This window comes from Rhodanobacter fulvus Jip2, assembly GCF_000264315.1.
Classification (GTDB): domain Bacteria; phylum Pseudomonadota; class Gammaproteobacteria; order Xanthomonadales; family Rhodanobacteraceae; genus Rhodanobacter; species Rhodanobacter fulvus.
The window spans coordinates 49,624-67,119 of record NZ_AJXU01000075.1; the positions used below are offsets into that span (position 1 = coordinate 49,624).

A 17,496-nucleotide genomic window follows, 5' to 3' on the forward strand; every position below is an offset into this window, starting at 1 on the left:
CACCGGGGCCGCCTTTTTCCCACAGGGCATCGATCAGGCTGCGTCGTTACCGTCGCTGGCCACGCGCTGCTGCAGGTTGCCACGATAAATCAGGTAAGGCTCGGCCTGGCCGTTGATCACCGCGTCATCCACCACGACCTTGCTCACGTGTTCCAGCGAGGGTAGCTCGTACATGGTCTCCAGCAGCACCTGTTCGAGGATGGTGCGCAAGCCACGGGCGCCGGTCTTGCGCTTGAGCGCCTTCTTGGCGATCGCCTGCAACGCCTCGGGGCGGAACTCCAGCTCCACCTCTTCCATCTCGAACAGCTTCTTGAACTGCTTGGTGACGGCGTTCTTCGGTTCGGTGAGGATTTTCACCAAAGCCGCCTCGTCCAGCTCGTCGAGCGTGGCGACCACCGGAAGGCGTCCCACGAACTCGGGAATCAGGCCGAACCGCACCAGATCCTCGGGCTCGACATCAGCGAGCACCTTGCCGAGGTTCTCGGTGCGCTCCTTGCTGCGCACCTCCGCCGAGAAGCCGATACCGGTGGTCTCCGAGCGCTGCTGGATGACTTTCTCCAGCCCGGCAAAGGCGCCGCCGCAAATGAACAGGATGTTCTTGGTGTCGACCTGCAGGAATTCCTGCTGCGGATGCTTGCGCCCGCCCTGCGGCGGTACCGAGGCGAGCGTGCCCTCGATCAGCTTCAACAAGGCCTGCTGCACGCCCTCACCCGAGACATCGCGGGTGATCGACGGGTTTTCGCTCTTGCGCGAGATCTTGTCGATCTCATCGATATAGACGATGCCCGACTGCGCCTTCTCCACGTCGTAGTCGCACTTCTGCAACAGCTTCTGGATGATGTTCTCGACATCCTCGCCCACATAGCCCGCTTCGGTCAGCGTCGTGGCGTCGGCGATCGTGAATGGCACGTTGAGCAGGCGCGCCAGCGTTTCGGCCAGCAACGTCTTGCCCGAGCCGGTGGGGCCGATCAACAGGATGTTGGATTTGCCCAGCTCGATGTCGTCGCTTTTCTGGCGCGACTCGATCCGCTTGTAGTGGTTGTACACCGCCACCGCCAGCGCCTTCTTGGCGCGCGACTGGCCCACCACGTACTGGTCCAGCGACTCACGGATCTCGCGCGGCTTGGGCAACTGGGTGCGGCCCGAAGCGGCCTTTTCCTCAAGCTCCTCGCGGATGATGTCGTTGCACAACTCGACGCATTCGTCACAGATGAATACGGATGGGCCCGCAATCAGCTTGCGCACTTCATGCTGGCTCTTGCCACAGAAGGAGCAATAGAGAATCTTGCCGCTGTCGCTGGAACGCCCCTGCCGGTCGTCACTCATACTTTCGATCCCGCTGGTCAATCTGAATGCGTCGCGAGAATACCACAGGGCTCCGCGTCTGCCTGCAGACGCGGAGCCCCACTCGTGACAGTAAGGTTGGTGCTGGGAATCAGGCCGATTTCACCGTTTCGCCGGCGCGCTTTTCCAGCACCTCGTCGATCAGGCCGTAAGTCTTGGCTTCGTTCGCGTCCATGAAGCGGTCGCGTTCCATGTCCAGCTCGATTTTCGCCAGCGGCTGACCGGTGTGTTCCGCGTACAACTTGTTCAGGCGTTCGCGCACATACAGGATTTCCCGCGCCTGGATCTCGATGTCGGTCGCCTGGCCCTGCGCGCCGCCGGACGGCTGATGGATCATGACGCGGGAGTTGGGAAGCGCATAACGCTTGCCCTTGGCGCCGGCCATCAACAGGAAGGAACCCATGCTGCAGGCCTGGCCGATGCACATCGTGCTGACGCTCGGCTTGATGAACTGCATGGTGTCGTAGATCGCCAGGCCGGCCGTGACCGCGCCGCCAGGACTGTTGATGTAGAACTGGATGTCCTTGTCGGGGTTCTCCGACTCCAGGAACAGCATCTGCGCAACCAGCAGGTTGGCCACCTGGTCATTGACCTCGCCAACCAGGAAAATCACGCGCTCTTTCAACAGGCGTGAATAGATGTCGTAGGAGCGCTCGCCACGGGCCGTCTGCTCGACGACCATCGGTACCAAATTGAGGTTCTGGATCTGATCCATGGCCATTAGCAGCTCTCCGGGTGATGTGCCTGACAGTATGGCATCCGGCCCGATACATCAGGGCCGGACTGGAACGGTACCGGTGGAATCAGGCACCCGCCGGGCGCATCACCTCGTCGAAACTCAGATCCAGGCTGGTGGTCTTGGCGTGCTCCGCCACCCACTCGGCCACCTGGTCTTCCATCACGCGATTCTGCAGCCCGGACATCAACTGGGGGTCGCCGTTGTAGAGTTCAATGACCTTTTCCGGCTCCTCGTAGGTCGAGGCAATCGCCGCCAGCTGCTCGGCGACGCGGGTACGGTCGATCTTGAGTTCCTGTTTGCGAGCGATCTCGCTCATCAGCAAGCCCGCGATCACGCGCTTGCGCGCCATCGGCATGGCCGACTCGACCAGCTGCGGCGGCGGCTGTTCGCCACGCGGCACGCTGTTGGCCGCCAGGTTCTGCGCCTCCGACCGCACCAGCATCGGCGGCACGTCGAGATTGCTGTGCGCCTCGGCGACTTTCTCCGCCACCTCGGACTTCAACCGGCCCATCAACGCGGCATTCAATTCCCGCTCGAGATTGGCACGCACTTCCTTGCGGAACGTCTCCAGGTTGCCGTCGGCAATGCCGAACAGCTTGGCAAACTCGCCGTCGACCTCGGGCAGGTTCTGCGCCTGCACCTTGATGATCTTGAAACTGACCTTGGCGGTCTTTCCAGCCAACGCCGGGTTGCGGAAATCAGCCGGAAACGCGACATCCGCCTCGAATTCGTCGTTGGCACTGCGGCCAAGCAGGGAATCATCCAGCGCCTTGAACAGGGTGCCCGAACCAAGCACGCTGCCCGCACGCTCCAGGCCATCCGCCGGGAAGCGGTAGTCGTCTACCTTGGCGGCGTATTCGAACATCACGAAATCGCCCTCGATCGAGGCACGGGCAACGTCCTCGAAGCTGCGGCGCTGTTGACGCAGGGTTTCCAGCATCTTGTCGATATCGGCATCGGTGACGCTGGCTACGGTACGCGTGATCTCCAGCGCGGCCACATCGACCACCGGGAACTCGGGCATGATCTCGAACGTGGCGGTGTACGCAATCTCGCCGTCCACCGGCTCACCGGTGGTGTCGATCGCCGGATTCGCGATCGGCTGCAGTTTTTCCTGCGTCACCGCCTCGCGCAGCGTGCTGCCGATCAGGTCGGACAGAACCTCGCCACGAACCTGGCTGCCGAAGCGCTGCTTGATCACTGCGACCGGCACCTTGCCCGGCCGGAAGCCCTTCAAACGCACGGTGCGGCCCATTTCCGCGATACGTGCGCTCACCTGCGAATCGAAACGCTCCGCGGGAAACTTCACCGTGAGCTTGCGCTCGAGGGTGCCGATGTTCTCAACCGAAACCTGCATGACGTCTCCTGGTACTACCTGATGTATGGGCCTGCCACAGGCACCATGGCGACTGTGCCACCGCAAATGGAAAAAACCAGCTTGGCATGGTGCGAAAGGGGGGACTCGAACCCCCACGGGGTTAACCGCCAGATCCTAAATCTGGTGCGTCTACCAATTCCGCCACTCTCGCCTTGCCGCAACTGGCGCAACAAAAACTTTGCCCCGGCGCACCGGTCAACGTCGACCCGGATACCGCCACCACCCCTTGTCCACCGATGGCATTCAGGCACTGGATAACGGGCCATTTTACGGTTGCCGCACCATGCAGCACAAGCACGCGAGACCGCTTGCGGGCCGCGCCTTCGCGCACGATGGCAGTCGCGCCCGCCTCCGTCGAATCCCCCGCCGCGGGCTGGACCGCATATAAAAAAACAGGCACCTACGTTGCCGTGAGGTGCCTGTTCTGATTGGTGGGCCGTGAAGGATTCGAACCTTCGACCAATTGATTAAGAGTCAACTGCTCTACCAACTGAGCTAACGGCCCATGAACTGACGTGACGCCGGAACCGGGTTTGAAACTGGGGTGGATGATGGGATTCGAACCCACGACAACCGGAATCACAATCCGGGACTCTAACCAGCTGAGCTACATCCACCATAAATCTTGCAACTGGTGCGCCAGACAGGACTCGAACCTGCAACCGTCGGCTTAGAAGGCCGATGCTCTATCCGGTTGAGCTACAGGCGCAGTCCCTATGGCAGAACGTATCGCTGGTCGGGGCAGAGGGATTCGAACCCCCGACTTTTGCGTCCCAAACGCAACGCTCTACCAGACTGAGCTATACCCCGCTTTCGAATCCCCGGTTGATCAAACACCGAAGCCTTGAATTGTTACGGGTGACGCCTCGCCCAGTCAATCCGTGTCGAAGCACACCATGACATCTGGAGCCCCTTTCAACGACCGGCAAAAGCGCTTCCGTTCGTGAAAGGCACCGAGGTGCGAGCACCTCATCCAACAGTATAAAAATGGTGCGCCCGGAGAGATTCGAACTCCCGACCACCTAGTTCGTAGCCAGGTACTCTATCCAACTGAGCTACGGGCGCACTGAAAAAAATTTTCATTTCACCGCTGCCGTGTTTGGGACACCGAGGCGGTGAAGCGAGAAGCGGAATTATTCAGATTCCGTCGTCGTGCGTCAACCTTTTTCGTGAAATTTTTTATTGCGCGTCATTCGACGTCAATGAATTTGAGGTACGTCGCAGCCGAAACGTGCCGAAGTTACGCAACCAAGACCGTGACACGACAGTACCCGGGCGCGCCAGCATGACCGCGCCCGTTTGGCCGTCCATTTCAATCGTCGATGCCTGCCCTGTTCTGCGTCGCGGGATCACCCACATTGCCCACGGGCTGGCCGGCATCCCCTCTCGGCGGAGGCGGCGGTGGCGTGCTACCGGTCGAGTTGTTCCTGCTCCAGTCCGCGGGCGGGCCGGGGATACGCCCGGCCATGATGTCGTCGATCTGGTGGGCATCGATGGTTTCGTATTGCAGCAACGCATCGGCCATGGCGTGCAACTTGTCCAGGTTCGCCGTGAGCAGTTCCCTGGTCCGAGCGAACGCGCGGTCGAGAATGCTGCGCACGACCTCGTCGATCTTGCTGGCGGTCTCGTTGGAGATGCTCTTGTGCTGGGTCACCGAACGACCGAGGAACACCTCGTCCTCGTCCTCGCCATAGGTGATCGGACCAAGCTCGTCGGAGAGGCCCCACTTGGTGGCCATGTTGCGCGCCATCTTGGTGGCCCGCTCGATGTCGTTGGAGGCACCGGTGGTGACCTTGTCCGCGCCGAAGATCAACTCTTCGGCAACGCGCCCGCCATACAGCGAGCACAGCTGCGATTCGATCGCCACCCGGTTGATGCTGTACTTGTCCCCTTCGGGCAGGTACATGGTGACGCCCAGCGCGCGCCCGCGCGGGATGATCGTGACCTTGTAGACCGGATCATGCTCGGGCACCAGACGACCCACGATGGCATGCCCGGCCTCGTGATAGGCGGTGAGCTTCTTTTCGTCCTCGCTCATCGCCATCGAGCGCCGCTCGCTGCCCATCAGGATCTTGTCGCGCGCCTTGTCCAGATGGCTCATGCGAACCTCGCGGGCGTTCTCGCGCGCGGCGAACAGGGCCGCCTCATTGACCAGGTTGGCGAGGTCGGCACCGGAGAAACCCGGCGTGCCGCGCGCGATGGTCATCGCGTTGACGTCGCTTGCGGTGGGCACCTTGCGCATGTGTACTTTCAGGATCTGCTCGCGGCCGCGCACGTCGGGCAGGCCGACCACCACCTGGCGATCGAAGCGGCCCGGACGCAGCAGCGCCGGGTCCAGCACGTCGGGACGGTTGGTGGCGGCGATCACGATGACACCCTCGGTGCCCTCGAAACCGTCCATCTCCACCAGCAACTGGTTCAGCGTCTGCTCGCGTTCGTCGTGACCACCGCCCAGGCCGGCGCCGCGATGGCGGCCGACCGCGTCGATCTCGTCGATGAAGATGATGCACGGGGCATGCTTCTTGGCCTGCTCGAACATGTCGCGCACGCGGCTGGCGCCGACGCCGACGAACATCTCGACGAAATCGGAGCCGGAGATCGCGAAGAACGGCACCTTGGCCTCACCCGCGATGGCCTTCGCCAGCAGGGTCTTGCCGGTACCCGGGGGGCCGACCATCAGCACGCCGCGCGGAATCTTGCCGCCCAGCTTCTGGAAGCGGCCCGGATCACGCAGGAACTCGACCAGTTCGCCGACCTCCTCCTTCGCCTCGTCGCAACCGGCGACGTCGCTGAAGTTGACCTTGATCTGATCCTCACCCTGCAACTTGGCGCGTGAACGGCCGAAACTCATCGCGCCACGGCCGCCACCGCCGGACTGCATCTGGCGCATGAACCAGATGAACACGCCCACGATCAGCAGCACCGGCAGCCAGCTCACCAGCAAACCGATCAGCGAGAAACCCTCGGCCGGGTCCTGGCGTACTTCCACGCCCTTGTCCTGCATCTGCTTGACCACCTCGTTGGTGGAAAAGCCCAGCATCGGCGCAACGGTGCGGAACGGGCTGCCGTCCTTCAGCTTGCCGCTGATGGTGGCGGGTTGATCGGCACTGATCGTGGCGCTGGCCACGTTGCCGTTGTCGACGCTCTGCACGAAGCCGCTGTATGGCATTTCGGACGAGGCCGCGCCGTGCGGGCTGAAGCTCTGGAACACGGTGAACAACACCACCGCGATGATTACCCAGAGCAACACGTTTTTCGCTGTTTCATTCATGCACGGTTCTCGCCGGTGACGCGGCGGAAGGCTTGCGGCCTACCGCCAGCGCGTAGACCTCGCGCGACCGGGCGCGCGAGGCTTTGGGTTTACGCATCGTTACGCGGGTGAATTCCGCGCGCAAGTTGCGCAGGTAAACGTCGAATCCGGCTCCCTGGAACAACTTGATCAGGAACGAGCCGCCTGGCTTGAGCCACTGCTTGCTGAAATCGAGCGCCAGCTCAGCCAGAACCATGGCACGAATCTGGTCGGCCAGCGCCACACCACTCATATTGGGGGCCAGATCGCACAGTACAAGATCCAGCTTCTGCCCTTCCAGACGCGATTCCAGCTCGCGCAGGACGGATTCCTCGCGGAAATCGCCCTGCAGGAAATCGACGCCGGCGATGCTCTGCATGGGCAGGATATCGAGCGCCAGCACCTTGCCGGTGTCGCCCAGCCGGTTGCGCACCAACTGTGACCAGCTGCCTGGCGCGGCGCCAAGATCGACCACGTTGATGCCCGGCTTGAGCAGGTGGTCGCGATCGATCAACTCCTCGAGCTTGTAGACCGCGCGCGAACGCAAGCCGGCCGCCTGGGCCTTCTTCACATATTCGTCTTTGAAATGTTCGCGCAGCCAGACGGCGCTGCTCTTGCTGCGGGCCATGTCGTCGATGGTCACTTGTGGGGAGCTGGAGGGCGCATGATACCCTTTGCGGTTCCCCCACCGCGAATCGGCCACCCCGCATGCCCCTCTCATCTTCGCAGAGCCGCTACCTGCGCAGCCTTGCGCACGACCTCAGCCCCGTGGTCCTGCTCGGCAACAAGGGAGCCACCGAAGCGGTGGTGAAGGAGCTGAACCAGGCGCTGGATATCCACGAACTGGTCAAGGTCAAGCTGTCCGGCGGCGACAAGGACGAACGGCAGGCACAAATCGATGTGCTGACCGGCGGCACGCAGGCCGAAAAGATCCACCAGATCGGTCACGTCGTGGTGCTGTTTCGCCGCAACGCCGACGAGCCCAAAATCGCCTTGCCCCGTTAACGCAGGAGGATCCGATGGATCTCTCGCTGGATCGCCCCGACGATTACCTTTACGTGCGCCACGTGGACGTCGGCGCCATCACCCTGGCCGATCGGGAACTGCAGCGCAGCTTCCTGCTCGCGCCGAACCAGGTTGTCGAAAACTGGCCGGTGGAAAACGCCAGCGCGCTTGCGGCTGATCACGTCGAGACCTTGCTCGCGTTGCAGCCGGAGCTGGTGCTGCTGGGCACCGGGGCGCGACAGGTCTTCCCTGCCGCGGCCTTCATGGCCGGCTTTCTGCGCAAGGGCGTGGGTATCGAGGTGATGGACAATGCGGCGGCCGCACGCACATACAACCTGCTGGCCGGTGAAGGGCGCCGGGTGCTTGCCGCGTTCATTCTTGGTGGCGCCGCCACGGTTTCCTGACCGCCAGCCTGGCGCCGGCGATCATTGCGCCGGCAGGTACCTCAGCGGATCCACCGGGTTTCCGTCCTTGCGGATCTGGAACTGCAGCTCGTTGCGGCTGGCGCCGGTGGAGCCCATCTCGGCAATCTGCTGGCCTGCGCTGACGTGCTGCCCTTCCTTGACCAGCCGCTTGCGGTTGTGGCCATAGGCGGAAAGATAGCTGTCGCTGTGCTTGATGATCACCAGCTCGCCGTAGCCCACCAGTCCATTGCCGCTGTAGACCACCACGCCGCCCGCTGCCGCGCGCACGGGTTCGCCCGAATTGCCGGCGATCTCGATGCCTGGAATGGCATCGCTGGCCTTGAACCGCTTGATTACCGAACCTGATGCCGGCCAACGCCAGGTGATGCCGCCGGCCGAATGCGAGGCACCCACGGCAGCAGGCGGAGCCGCCGGAGGCAGGCTGGGCGGCGCAGCCTCACCGGCGACAGGTACGGCGGCAACCGTGGCCGATTGAACCGTACCGGCCCCAACCGCCCCCGCGACTGGTGTCGTGGCCGGCACAGGCGTGGCGGTAGCGGGCGGAATCGTCTGGAATACCGGTGCCGATGCCACAGCCGTAGCTGGCGGTGACGACGGCGCGGCCGGCGCGGCGGCGGCTGCCGGGGGCGACAGTTTCAATGTCTGGCCAGGCCAGATGGTGAACGGCGCGGCGACACCGTTCCACTGGGCCAGATCGCGAAAGTCGACGCCGCTGCGGAATGCGATCGAATACAGCGTGTCGCCATGCGCCACGACATACGTGCCACCCGGAATGGGCGTACGGGCCGGAGGCGCAACCGTCGATGCCACTGGAGCCCTGGTCGATACCGCGGGAGCTGTCGTGGGGGCCTGGCCGGCGGCCGGCTCGAACACCACCGAACTGCGCATGGTTCCGCAACCGGCCAAGGCCAGCGTCGCGAGCGAGACGAAGAACAGGTGCGGCATTCGATTCATGGTCATCAGCATAACGAGCCGTCCACTCCTTTTCATGATGCGCCGGTTCAACGCAACAACCACCATCCCAACAATGCAGCAAGCACGATCAGCGCCGCCCAGCCGAACCACTCGATGTACTTGTGCAGAATGCGTTCGGCGCGATCACCGAAGAAGCGGATCAGCAAAGCCAGCAACCAGACCCGCTTGCCGCGCCCCAGCGCCATGCACGCCAGGAACGGCAGGATCGGCACACCCACGATACCCGACGCCCAGGTGATGAATTTCATCGGCACCACCGGCTGCAGGGCGGCCAGGATCAGCACGCCGAACATGCCCCAGTGATGGGTTGCCATCTGGGTTCGCAGCACCTCCACGCCGTGCTCGATCGGCGCCAGGAAATGCAGCGCTTCCAGCGCGGGTTTCAGGGCGTGGAAGGCCCAGTGACCCAGCAGATAACCCACCAGCGCGCCGAGCAGCGAGAACAGCAGGCTGATGTTCGCGAAATGGAACGCCCGCTGCCGCTTGCCCAGCATCATCGGTGCCAGCATCACTTCCGGCGGAATCGGGAAGATGAACGCCTCGACGAAACTCAGGCCGGACAGGTAATAGACCGCGCGCGGCTCGCGCGCCCACACCAGCGCACGGGCGTAAAGCCGCTCGAACAGGCGCATCAGCCGATCCCGCCAAGCAGGGGCACGAAACTCACGGCACCCAGTTCTTCCTGGATGAAATCGCCCTGCCCGTCGCCACGCAGGCGAATCAGCGTCTGGCTGCTGGGCGAACCCACCGGTGCCACCAGCACGCCCGTGGGGGTCAGTTGGTCGAGAATGCGGGTGGGCACGGTATCTCCTGCAGCGGTGAGGATGATGGCGTCGAACGGCGCCTCGTCGGCCCAACCCAATTTGCCGTCGTCGTGCTTGGAGCGCACGTTGGGCAGCCCGAGCTGCCGAAAACGTCGCCGCGCCTGGCGCAGCAATTCCTCGATCCGCTCCACCGTGAACAATTGCGGCACCAGCGCCGCCAGCACCACCGCCTGGTAGCCCGAACCGGTGCCGATCTCCAGCACCTTGCGCGGCATGCCCCCTTTGGCGTCGAACGATTCCAGCAGCGCCTCGGTCATCCGCGCCACGACCCACGGCTGCGAAATGGTCTGACCGTGGCCGATCGGCAACGCCGTGTTTTCGTAGGCGCGCGCATGCAGCGCCTGGTCGATGAAATGATGCCGTGGCGTGTTGCGGATCACTTCGATCACGCGCGGGTCACGGATGCCGGCATCTTTCAGACTGTTGGCCAGCCTGTCGCGCGCACGCTGCGAAGTCATGCCTTCGCCCTTGAAGGCCGCGGCTGGCAGAGGATAGGGATTCACCGTTCAAACAACCTCATGTTGGGTGGCGGATCCGTCCGCCAGATCATCGGTCAACGCCTGCATCCAGCTGCTGACTTTCTCCAGCGCCTGGAACCGGGTCAGGTCCACGTGGATGGGCGTGACCGAAACAAAGCCACGGCGCACCGCATCGAAATCCGTCCCCGGTCCGGCATCATCAACCTCACCCGCCGGCCCGATCCACCAGATCGGACGGCCGCGCGGGTCAGCCCGCAACACGGACGGCGCCGAACGATGGCGGCGGCCAAGCCGGGTGACCTCGAAACCGGCGATCTCCTTCCACGGCAGGTCGGGCACGTTCACGTTGAGAATCGTATCGGCCGGCAGCGGATCGACCAGCAAGCGCTGCATCAGCAACAGCACCGCGCGCGCCGCCGATTCGTAATGCGTCCCCTGGTGGTCGCTGCTGACCAGCGAGACGGCAATGGCCGGCAACCCCAGGAAACGCCCCTCCATCGCCGCCGACACCGTGCCCGAATAGATCACGTCGTCGCCGAGATTGGCCGAGTTGTTGATGCCCGACACCACGATATCCGGCTCATCCTGCAGCAGCCCCGACAACGCCAGATGGACACAATCGGTGGGCGTGCCAGCCACGCGGTAATAGCCGTCGCCCATCGGCAGTACACGCACCGGCGCGTCGAGGGTCAGCGAATTGCTGGCGCCGGAGCGGTCGCGGTCCGGCGCCACCACGGTCACGGTGCCGACCGTGCCCAGGCAATCGGCCAGCACGCGGATGCCCGGTGCATCCACGCCATCATCGTTGCTTACCAGAACTCGCATGCTGATCCGTAGGAAACCGTTGAGCTGCAGCCGCCGAACCGGTGGGAGGGACGAGCCGGGCAAGCTGCCGGGCCACAAAATTTCCACCAGACACGTTTATCCAGCGCGATGCGCTCCAAGCGTTCAAGTCTACCGTAGCGAGGCCACGCATTCACATGGCGCCGGTCCGCGGTGCGACGCATTACCATGGCCGCATGAAACGCCAGCCCGCGCCGATCAGCGATGACGACAGCCGCCTGTTTCGCGAGGCGATCGGCGGCACGCGGCCGCTCGAAGCGGTGGCCGCGCCCCCGGCGGCGGCAAAGCCGGCGCCCTACCCACGCATGTTCGAGGCCGACGAGGCGGCGGTGGCAGGCGATCTGCTAAAGCTCGACTTCGACCCTGCCGCCCTCGAAGTGGGCGAGGAACTGAGCTATCTGCGCGACGGCTATTCACCCAGGCTGCTGCGGCAACTCAAACGCGGCCAGTTCAGCGTGCAGGATCACATCGACCTGCACCAGATGAATGCCGCCGCAGCCCAGAGCAGCATCGTGGATTTTCTGGCCGAGGCGCGACGGGAAGGCTGGCGCTGCGTGCGCATCGTGCACGGAAAAGGTTTGCGTTCGCGCGCAGCGGGTCCGGTATTGAAAGCGCTCACCGATCGCCTGCTGCGTCGACGGGACGATGTGATCGCCTTCGCATCGGCGCGGCCGGCATTGGGCGGCACGGGCGCGGTAGTCGTTTTGCTCAAGCGCTAAGGGAAAGCTGCACCATGCGGATGGTGGGAGCGACTTCAGTCGCGATGCTCTTGCTCTGGGGCTCCAAGGCAAAAGAGCAGCGCGAATGAAACCGCCCCTACATCACGGCGGCGAGTTCGCGCACCACCACGGTGGCGTAGGCGCCAGCGGGCAATTCGAAGACCAGCTCGAGCGCGTCGTCAGCGAGCCAGCGCCACTTCAGATCGTGCGGCAGCAAGCGCAGCGGGCGACGCTCCTGATCCATGCGCGCCGCCGCCAGCCCGTCGGCCAAGTCCTGGTGCGCGGCGCCGATCTCGCGCTCCAGCGCACCGGCTTCATCCTGCGTGGGCGGTTCGCCCTGCCCCCACAGCGGACCCGAGGGATGGATGTCGCCGCGGGCCAGACGTTCGGCCAGCACCGCGGTGAAAGGCTCCGGCCCGAACCACGAGCGTGAGCCGGCCAGCGACCAGATCTCGCCCGCCAGCGGCGTGTCCCACGCCTGCCGCTCGACCCGCGCGGCCAGCACCTCGTTGAATATCTGCGAGCGCGCGGCGGACAGCAGGAACGAGCGCTTGCTGCGTTCCACCCTGCGCCCCGCGAACATCGCCCGCGCCTGCGCCACATTGCCGCCTTCGCGGCCGAAGCGCTGCTCGCCGTAATAGTTGGGCACGCCGCGCGCGGCGATCTGCTGCAGCACCTGTTCGGCCGCCTCGCGATCGCCCTGCACCTCGCGCAACACCAGCACGAAGCGATTGCCGCGCAACGCGCCGCGCTTGAGTTTGCGCGAATGGCGCGTGGCCGCCAGCACTTTCACTTCCGCATGCGGGAAGGTCGACCAATCCGGATCGGGCTTGCCCGCCAGTTGCAGGGAAAACGTCTGCCGGGTGACCGCGTGGCGATCCTTCAGGCCCGCGTAACCCACCGCGACCGGTGCCACCCCGGCGAACCGGGCCAGCTCGCGGGCCACCCAGTCGGTATTGGCGCCACGTTTCTCCACCCACAACAGGACATGCTCGCCGGCGCCGTCGGCGTCATAGCCGAGGATTTCCTCCACCTGAAAATCCTCCGGGCTGGCACGCAGCCGCGCGGTCAAGGGTGGAGTGCCGCAGGCGTAAGGGAGTTCGGACATGAATATCCAGAGTGCGTGGTGCAGGCAGCGGACGCTGCGTTACATCAGGAAAATCGAGGCCAGGCCGAGGAAGATGAAGAAGCCGCCGCTGTCGGTCATCGCGGTGATCAGCACGCTGGAACCCAGCGCCGGGTCGCGCCCGAACCGGGTCATCAGCACGGGAATGCCGACGCCGGCGAACGCGGCCAGCAACAGGTTCAACGTCATCGCCGCGGTCATCACCAGGCCCAGCGACAGGCTGTCGTAAAGCCACCACGCCACGACGCCGATCACGCCGCCCCAGATCAGTCCGTTCAGCAGCGACACGGTCAGTTCCTTGCGCCACAGGCGCTTGGCGCTTTCGGCGGTGATCTGGTTCAAGGCCAGCGCGCGCACGATCATGGTGATGGTCTGGTTGCCGGAGTTGCCGCCGATGCCGGCCACGATCGGCATCAGCGCGGCCAGCGCCACCAGCCGCTCGATCGAATTCTCGAACAGGCCGATCACCCGTGACGCGATGAACGCGGTCACCAGGTTGATCGCCAGCCACGACCAGCGGTTGCGCAAGCTGGCCCACACCGAGGCGAAGATGTCCTCCTCCTCGCGCAGACCGGCGCGGCTCAACGCCTCGCTCTCGCCTTCCTCGCGGATCACGTCGACCATCGCATCGATGGTGATGCGGCCGATCAGGTGGCCGTTGTCATCCACCACGGGGGCGGTCACCAGGTCGTAGCGTTCGAACGCCTGCGCCACTTCGTAGGCGTCGTTCTCGGGGTGGAACGTGTTGACGTCGGGCGCCATCACGTCGCTCACCATCTTGTCCGGCGCGTTGACCAGCAGCCAGTGCAGCGGCAGCACGCCGGTGAGCAGGTTGTCCTGGTTGATCACGAACAGCTTGTCGGTCTGCGCCGGCAGTTCGTCCCAGCGGCGCAGGTAGCGCAATACCACTTCCAGGCTTACATCCTCGCGGATGGTCACCATCTCGAAATCCATCAGCGCGCCGAGCTGGTCGTCCTCGTAGGACAGCGCCGACTGCACCTGCTCGCGTTGCTGTGCGTCCAGGCCCGCCATCAGCTCCGGCAGCATCGCCGTGGGCAGGTCTTCGACCAGGTCGGCCAGTTCGTCGGCGTCGAGGGTCTCGGCGGCGGCAAGGATCTCGTGGCGATCCATATCCGCGATCAGCGATTCGCGCACGGCGTCGGAGACTTCCAGCAGGATCTCGCCGTCGCGATCGGCCTTCACCAGTTGCCAGATCGCCAGACGGTCATCCAGCGGCAGCGATTCGAGGATGAAGGCGATGTCCGCCGGATGCAGCTCGTCGAGCTGCTGGCGCAGATCCACCAGCACATCCGCGGGCAGACGGCCGTCCGCCTCGTGCCGATGCAGCAACTCGACGATGACGTCGAGCTGGTCGTGCAGCCGGCTGGCGGCGCTGCGGGCTTCTACCTCGGTCACGCGTGCTCCAGCAGGGCGCACGCTTGCGCGGCAATCCCTTCGCCCCGGCCGCAGAAGCCGAGTTTTTCAGTGGTGGTGGCCTTGACGCTGATGCGACCGACGTCGCAGCCGAGATCGGCGGCGAGGCATTCACGGATGGATGCCACGTGCGGGCCGACTTTCGGAGCTTCGCCGATCACGGTGACATCCACGTTACCCAGCCTGTAGCCCTGCTGCTTCATCAACTGGGCGGCGTGGCGCAGGAACTGGCGGCTGTCGGCACCGCGCCAACGCTCGTCGCGCGGCGAGAAATGCGTGCCGATGTCGCCCAGTGCCAGTGCGCCGAAAATCGCGTCGCACAGCGCATGGATCACCACGTCGCCATCCGAATGCGCCACCAGCCCGCGCTCATGTGGCACGCGCACGCCGCCCAGCATGACGTGGTCGCCCTCGCCGAACGCGTGCACGTCGAAGCCCTGCCCGATCCTCATCGCGGCATGCCGGGTGAAAGCGCGAAAGAGTCCCTCGCGATTGCGTTCATGTCACGATCCTTGAAAGCAGGTACGCCGCCAGCGGAAAGTCCGCCGCGGTGGTGACCTTGATGTTGTCCTCGGCGCCTTCCACCAGCAACGGGGCGTAACCAGCCAATTCCATCGCCATGGCCTCGTCGCTTACGGCGCGGCCGTCCTTCGCCGCCGCGCGCAAGGCCGAAGCCAGTTGACCACGGCGGAACATTTGCGGCGTGAACGCGCGCCAGCGCTGATCGCGCGGCTCCGTCTGCGCGCTGCAGCCGGCCGCGTCGGCGCGCTTCAACGTGTCGCGCAGCGGGGCACCCAGCAGGCCACCATCCTTCGCACATCCCTGCTCGATCAGCGCGCTGATGTCGGCCAGGCGCACGCAGGGACGTGCCGCATCGTGCACCAGCACGAAGTCGTCCTGCCCCACCGTGGCCGGCAACGCGTCGATGCCGGCCAATACCGAGTCGCTGCGTTCGGCACCGCCCGGGGCCGTCATCACGCGCTTGCCGTTGAGCTCGGTGATACCCGGCCAGCGCGCATCATCCGCACCCAGCGTCACCAGCAGGCCGGCGATTTGCGGGTGTGCGGCAAGACGCTCCAGCGTGTGTTCGATCAATGGTCGACCCGCCAGCGGCAGGTACTGCTTGGGACACATGCCACCCACCCGCGTGCCGCGCCCGGCGGCCGGCACCACGCACCACAGCGCGCCGGTCATTGCGCGCCCGCGGGTGGCGCAGCGGGCGGCGGGGGCGGCAGCGAAACGCTGGCCGCCGTGGCCGGCCGCTCATCCACCTGATAGAACGTCTCGCCGGGTTTGATCAGGCCCAACTCGTTGCGTGCACGCGCCTCGACCGCCTGCTCGCCATGCTTCAGATCCAGCACGTCGGCCGCCAGCGCCTGGTTGCGCTGGACCAGCCGCGCGTTTTCGTCAGTCTGCTTCTTCAACGAAACACGCAAGGTGTCCACCTCGCGCACGCCACCGCTGCCGGACCACAGTTTCAGCTGCAGCCCGACAAGCGTGACGATCAGGATCAGGGCAACCCAGCGCAGCATGGGATGTCGTGACTCCCGTCAACCGGGCAGGCGCGTCAGGTTGGGGAACGCGTCGCGGCCGGCATAGCGCGCGGCGCTGCCCAGGGCTTCCTCGATGCGCAGCAGCTGGTTGTACTTGGCCACGCGATCACTGCGGCACAGCGAGCCGGTCTTGATCTGGGTCGCCGTGGTGGCCACCGCGATGTCGGCGATGGTGGTGTCCTCGGTTTCGCCGGAGCGATGCGAGATCACGGCCGAGTACTTCGCCGCATCGGCCATCGCGATGGCTTCCAGGGTTTCGGACAGGGTGCCGATCTGGTTCACCTTGATCAGGATCGAGTTGGCGATCTTCTTCTCGATGCCTTCGCGGAAGATCACCGGGTTGGTCACGAACAGGTCGTCGCCCACCACCTGCACGGAATCGCCGATCCGGTCGGTCAGCAGCTTCCAGCCGTCCCAGTCGCCTTCGGCCATGCCGTCCTCAATGGTGATGATTGGGTACTGCTTGGCCCAGCCGGCCAGCAGGTCGACGAATTCGGCCGAGCTGTATTTCTTGCCTTCGCCGGCCAGGTCGTACTTGCCGTCCTTGTAGAACTCCGAGCTGGCGGCGTCCAGGCCCAGCAGGATCTCGCTGCCCACCTTGTAGCCGGTCTTGTTGACCGCTTCGAGAATGGTGTCGAGCGCTTCGATGTTGGAGCGCAGGTTGGGTGCGAAGCCGCCCTCGTCGCCGACGGCAGTGTTGAGGCCCTTGCCCTTCAGCACGCTCTTCAGCGCGTGGAAGATCTCGGCACCGGCGCGCAGCGCTTCAGCGAAGCTGGGCAGGCCGACCGGCAGCACCATGAACTCCTGCACGTCGATGTTGTTGTCCGCGTGCTCGCCGCCATTGATGATGTTCATCATCGGCACCGGCAGGGCGCCGGGCTTGCCGTCCTTCGACAGGTACTTCCACAGCGGCTCGCCGCGCGACGCGGCCACCGCATGCGCCGCGGCCATCGAAACACCAAGCAGCGCGTTCGCACCCAGCTTGCCCTTGTTGGGCGTGCCGTCCAGCGCGATCAGCTTCGCATCCAGGCCTTTCTGGTCCGCCGCATCGAAACCCTTCAGCGTGTCGGCAATGGCTCCGTTGACGTTGGCCACCGCATTTTTCACGCCCTTGCCGCCGTAGCGCGACTTGTCGCCATCGCGCAGTTCAACGGCTTCGCGCGAACCGGTCGAGGCGCCGCTGGGCACCGCGGCGCGGCCGAACGCGCCGTCGGCGAGCGTGACTTCGGCTTCCAGCGTGGGGTTGCCACGCGAGTCGAGGATTTCACGGGCGTGAATGCGGGTGATCTGGTTGCTCATGCGGTTTCCGTTGGTCGAGTTGAATGGTCTGTGGGTTGTAGGGGCGAATTCGCGCGCGGCCGGA

Annotated in this window: 17 protein-coding genes, 6 tRNA genes and 1 pseudogene; 3 read left to right on the forward strand and 21 right to left on the reverse strand. The window is 64.7% G+C overall.

Features of this window, described 5'->3' with window-relative positions:
• Positions 1-33: 33 nt before the first annotated feature.
• The 11 genes and pseudogenes from clpX to rlmE form a co-directional block, all read right to left on the reverse strand.
• Positions 34-1,326 (reverse strand): ATP-dependent Clp protease ATP-binding subunit ClpX, encoded by a 1,293-nt coding sequence (gene clpX / locus UU9_RS15690; RefSeq protein ID WP_007082751.1) that lies wholly within the window; start codon positions 1,324-1,326, stop codon positions 34-36.
• A gap of 109 nt (positions 1,327-1,435) precedes the next feature.
• Positions 1,436-2,065, reverse strand: coding sequence for an ATP-dependent Clp endopeptidase proteolytic subunit ClpP (gene clpP, locus UU9_RS15695; protein WP_007082752.1), 630 nt, complete (start codon positions 2,063-2,065; stop codon positions 1,436-1,438).
• 82 nt (positions 2,066-2,147) lie between these two features.
• Positions 2,148-3,440, reverse strand: coding sequence for a trigger factor (tig, locus tag UU9_RS15700; RefSeq protein WP_007082753.1), 1,293 nt, complete (start codon positions 3,438-3,440; stop codon positions 2,148-2,150).
• 87 nt (positions 3,441-3,527) lie between these two features.
• Positions 3,528-3,612 (reverse strand) — tRNA-Leu (locus UU9_RS15705).
• Between the two features lie 278 nt (positions 3,613-3,890).
• Positions 3,891-3,966 (reverse strand) — tRNA-Lys (locus UU9_RS15710).
• Positions 3,967-4,001: 35 nt separating this feature from the next.
• Positions 4,002-4,078 (reverse strand) — tRNA-His (locus UU9_RS15715).
• Between the two features lie 15 nt (positions 4,079-4,093).
• Positions 4,094-4,170, reverse strand: a tRNA-Arg gene (locus UU9_RS15720).
• A gap of 24 nt (positions 4,171-4,194) precedes the next feature.
• Positions 4,195-4,271, reverse strand: a tRNA-Pro gene (locus tag UU9_RS15725).
• 178 nt (positions 4,272-4,449) lie between these two features.
• A tRNA-Arg gene (locus tag UU9_RS15730) sits at positions 4,450-4,526 on the reverse strand.
• Between the two features lie 247 nt (positions 4,527-4,773).
• Positions 4,774-6,732: an ATP-dependent zinc metalloprotease FtsH gene (gene ftsH / locus UU9_RS15735; protein ID WP_007082754.1), complete on the reverse strand. Its 1,959-nt coding sequence runs from the start codon at positions 6,730-6,732 to the stop codon at positions 4,774-4,776.
• Positions 6,729-7,378, reverse strand: a pseudogene (rlmE, locus tag UU9_RS15740) (23S rRNA (uridine(2552)-2'-O)-methyltransferase RlmE). The gene ftsH and the pseudogene rlmE overlap by 4 nt, the downstream one beginning before the upstream one ends.
• A gap of 80 nt (positions 7,379-7,458) precedes the next feature.
• On the opposite strand from rlmE, the gene yhbY reads away from it, so the two are divergent.
• Both yhbY and UU9_RS15750 read left to right on the forward strand, forming a co-directional pair.
• Positions 7,459-7,755 carry a ribosome assembly RNA-binding protein YhbY gene (gene yhbY / locus UU9_RS15745; RefSeq protein ID WP_007082756.1) on the forward strand — a complete coding sequence of 99 codons (297 nt, stop codon included), beginning with the start codon at positions 7,459-7,461 and terminating at the stop codon, positions 7,753-7,755.
• A 14-nt stretch (positions 7,756-7,769) separates the two neighbouring features.
• Positions 7,770-8,159 (forward strand): Mth938-like domain-containing protein, encoded by a 390-nt coding sequence (locus UU9_RS15750; RefSeq protein ID WP_007082757.1) that lies wholly within the window; start codon positions 7,770-7,772, stop codon positions 8,157-8,159.
• Positions 8,160-8,180: 21 nt separating this feature from the next.
• On the opposite strand, the gene UU9_RS15755 is transcribed toward UU9_RS15750, so the two are convergent.
• Genes UU9_RS15755 through surE form a run of 4 tightly spaced genes read right to left on the reverse strand, consistent with a single transcriptional unit; the run spans position 8,181 to position 11,283 of the window.
• Entirely contained in the window at positions 8,181-9,146 is a 966-nt protein-coding gene (locus UU9_RS15755; RefSeq protein ID WP_007082758.1) for a peptidoglycan DD-metalloendopeptidase family protein, read from the reverse strand.
• A 35-nt stretch (positions 9,147-9,181) separates the two neighbouring features.
• On the reverse strand, positions 9,182-9,787 hold the full coding sequence (locus UU9_RS15760; RefSeq protein ID WP_007082759.1) for a YqaA family protein: 606 nt from the start codon (positions 9,785-9,787) through the stop codon (positions 9,182-9,184).
• On the reverse strand, positions 9,787-10,437 hold the full coding sequence (locus UU9_RS15765; protein ID WP_050982467.1) for a protein-L-isoaspartate(D-aspartate) O-methyltransferase: 651 nt from the start codon (positions 10,435-10,437) through the stop codon (positions 9,787-9,789). The genes UU9_RS15760 and UU9_RS15765 overlap by 1 nt, the downstream gene beginning before the upstream one ends.
• Positions 10,438-10,485: 48 nt before the next feature.
• Entirely contained in the window at positions 10,486-11,283 is a 798-nt protein-coding gene (gene surE / locus UU9_RS15770) for a 5'/3'-nucleotidase SurE (RefSeq protein ID WP_007082761.1), read from the reverse strand.
• A 194-nt stretch (positions 11,284-11,477) separates the two neighbouring features.
• On the opposite strand from surE, the gene UU9_RS15775 reads away from it, so the two are divergent.
• Complete coding sequence (locus tag UU9_RS15775) at positions 11,478-12,020, forward strand: Smr/MutS family protein (protein ID WP_040671227.1); 543 nt, start codon at positions 11,478-11,480, stop codon at positions 12,018-12,020.
• A gap of 97 nt (positions 12,021-12,117) precedes the next feature.
• Here UU9_RS15775 and truD read toward each other — a convergent pair whose 3' ends face one another.
• From truD to eno, 6 genes are read right to left on the reverse strand one after another with little or no spacing between them, the layout of a single operon-like run.
• A complete protein-coding gene (gene truD, locus UU9_RS15780; protein ID WP_040671210.1) occupies positions 12,118-13,128 on the reverse strand; it encodes a tRNA pseudouridine(13) synthase TruD in 1,011 nt (336 codons plus the stop codon).
• Positions 13,129-13,167: 39 nt separating this feature from the next.
• On the reverse strand, positions 13,168-14,562 hold the full coding sequence (mgtE, locus tag UU9_RS15785) for a magnesium transporter (protein ID WP_007082764.1): 1,395 nt from the start codon (positions 14,560-14,562) through the stop codon (positions 13,168-13,170).
• Positions 14,559-15,032, reverse strand: coding sequence for a 2-C-methyl-D-erythritol 2,4-cyclodiphosphate synthase (gene ispF / locus UU9_RS15790; protein ID WP_007082765.1), 474 nt, complete (start codon positions 15,030-15,032; stop codon positions 14,559-14,561). Before ispF ends, mgtE begins: the two co-directional genes overlap by 4 nt.
• A gap of 46 nt (positions 15,033-15,078) precedes the next feature.
• Positions 15,079-15,774, reverse strand: a complete 696-nt coding sequence (gene ispD, locus UU9_RS15795; protein WP_007082766.1) for a 2-C-methyl-D-erythritol 4-phosphate cytidylyltransferase — start codon at positions 15,772-15,774, stop codon at positions 15,079-15,081.
• The gene (gene ftsB / locus UU9_RS15800; RefSeq protein WP_007082767.1) at positions 15,771-16,112 is read right to left on the reverse strand and encodes a cell division protein FtsB; all 342 of its coding nucleotides are present in this window, start codon (positions 16,110-16,112) and stop codon (positions 15,771-15,773) included. The genes ispD and ftsB overlap by 4 nt, the downstream gene beginning before the upstream one ends.
• 18 nt (positions 16,113-16,130) lie before the next feature.
• Positions 16,131-17,432, reverse strand: a complete 1,302-nt coding sequence (gene eno, locus UU9_RS15805; RefSeq protein WP_007082768.1) for a phosphopyruvate hydratase — start codon at positions 17,430-17,432, stop codon at positions 16,131-16,133.
• Between the last annotated feature and the right edge of the window lie 64 nt (positions 17,433-17,496).

What these genes read in the sequence shown, in the direction of transcription:
- yhbY (WP_007082756.1), top strand. Translation starts at nt 7,459, where the DNA reads ATGCCCCTCTCATCTTCGCAGAGCCGCTACCTGCGCAGCCTTGCGCAC.
- UU9_RS15750 (WP_007082757.1), top strand. Translation starts at nt 7,770, where the DNA reads ATGGATCTCTCGCTGGATCGCCCCGACGATTACCTTTACGTGCGCCAC.
- UU9_RS15760 (WP_007082759.1), bottom strand. Translation starts at nt 9,787, where the DNA reads ATGCGCCTGTTCGAGCGGCTTTACGCCCGTGCGCTGGTGTGGGCGCGC.
- clpX (WP_007082751.1), bottom strand. Translation starts at nt 1,326, where the DNA reads ATGAGTGACGACCGGCAGGGGCGTTCCAGCGACAGCGGCAAGATTCTC.
- tig (WP_007082753.1), bottom strand. Translation starts at nt 3,440, where the DNA reads ATGCAGGTTTCGGTTGAGAACATCGGCACCCTCGAGCGCAAGCTCACG.
- surE (WP_007082761.1), bottom strand. Translation starts at nt 11,283, where the DNA reads ATGCGAGTTCTGGTAAGCAACGATGATGGCGTGGATGCACCGGGCATC.
- ispF (WP_007082765.1), bottom strand. Translation starts at nt 15,032, where the DNA reads ATGAGGATCGGGCAGGGCTTCGACGTGCACGCGTTCGGCGAGGGCGAC.
- ispD (WP_007082766.1), bottom strand. Translation starts at nt 15,774, where the DNA reads ATGACCGGCGCGCTGTGGTGCGTGGTGCCGGCCGCCGGGCGCGGCACG.
- truD (WP_040671210.1), bottom strand. Translation starts at nt 13,128, where the DNA reads ATGTCCGAACTCCCTTACGCCTGCGGCACTCCACCCTTGACCGCGCGG.
- ftsH (WP_007082754.1), bottom strand. Translation starts at nt 6,732, where the DNA reads ATGAATGAAACAGCGAAAAACGTGTTGCTCTGGGTAATCATCGCGGTG.
- UU9_RS15775 (WP_040671227.1), top strand. Translation starts at nt 11,478, where the DNA reads ATGAAACGCCAGCCCGCGCCGATCAGCGATGACGACAGCCGCCTGTTT.
- UU9_RS15755 (WP_007082758.1), bottom strand. Translation starts at nt 9,146, where the DNA reads ATGCTGATGACCATGAATCGAATGCCGCACCTGTTCTTCGTCTCGCTC.
- eno (WP_007082768.1), bottom strand. Translation starts at nt 17,432, where the DNA reads ATGAGCAACCAGATCACCCGCATTCACGCCCGTGAAATCCTCGACTCG.
- ftsB (WP_007082767.1), bottom strand. Translation starts at nt 16,112, where the DNA reads ATGCTGCGCTGGGTTGCCCTGATCCTGATCGTCACGCTTGTCGGGCTG.
- UU9_RS15765 (WP_050982467.1), bottom strand. Translation starts at nt 10,437, where the DNA reads ATGACTTCGCAGCGTGCGCGCGACAGGCTGGCCAACAGTCTGAAAGAT.
- clpP (WP_007082752.1), bottom strand. Translation starts at nt 2,065, where the DNA reads ATGGCCATGGATCAGATCCAGAACCTCAATTTGGTACCGATGGTCGTC.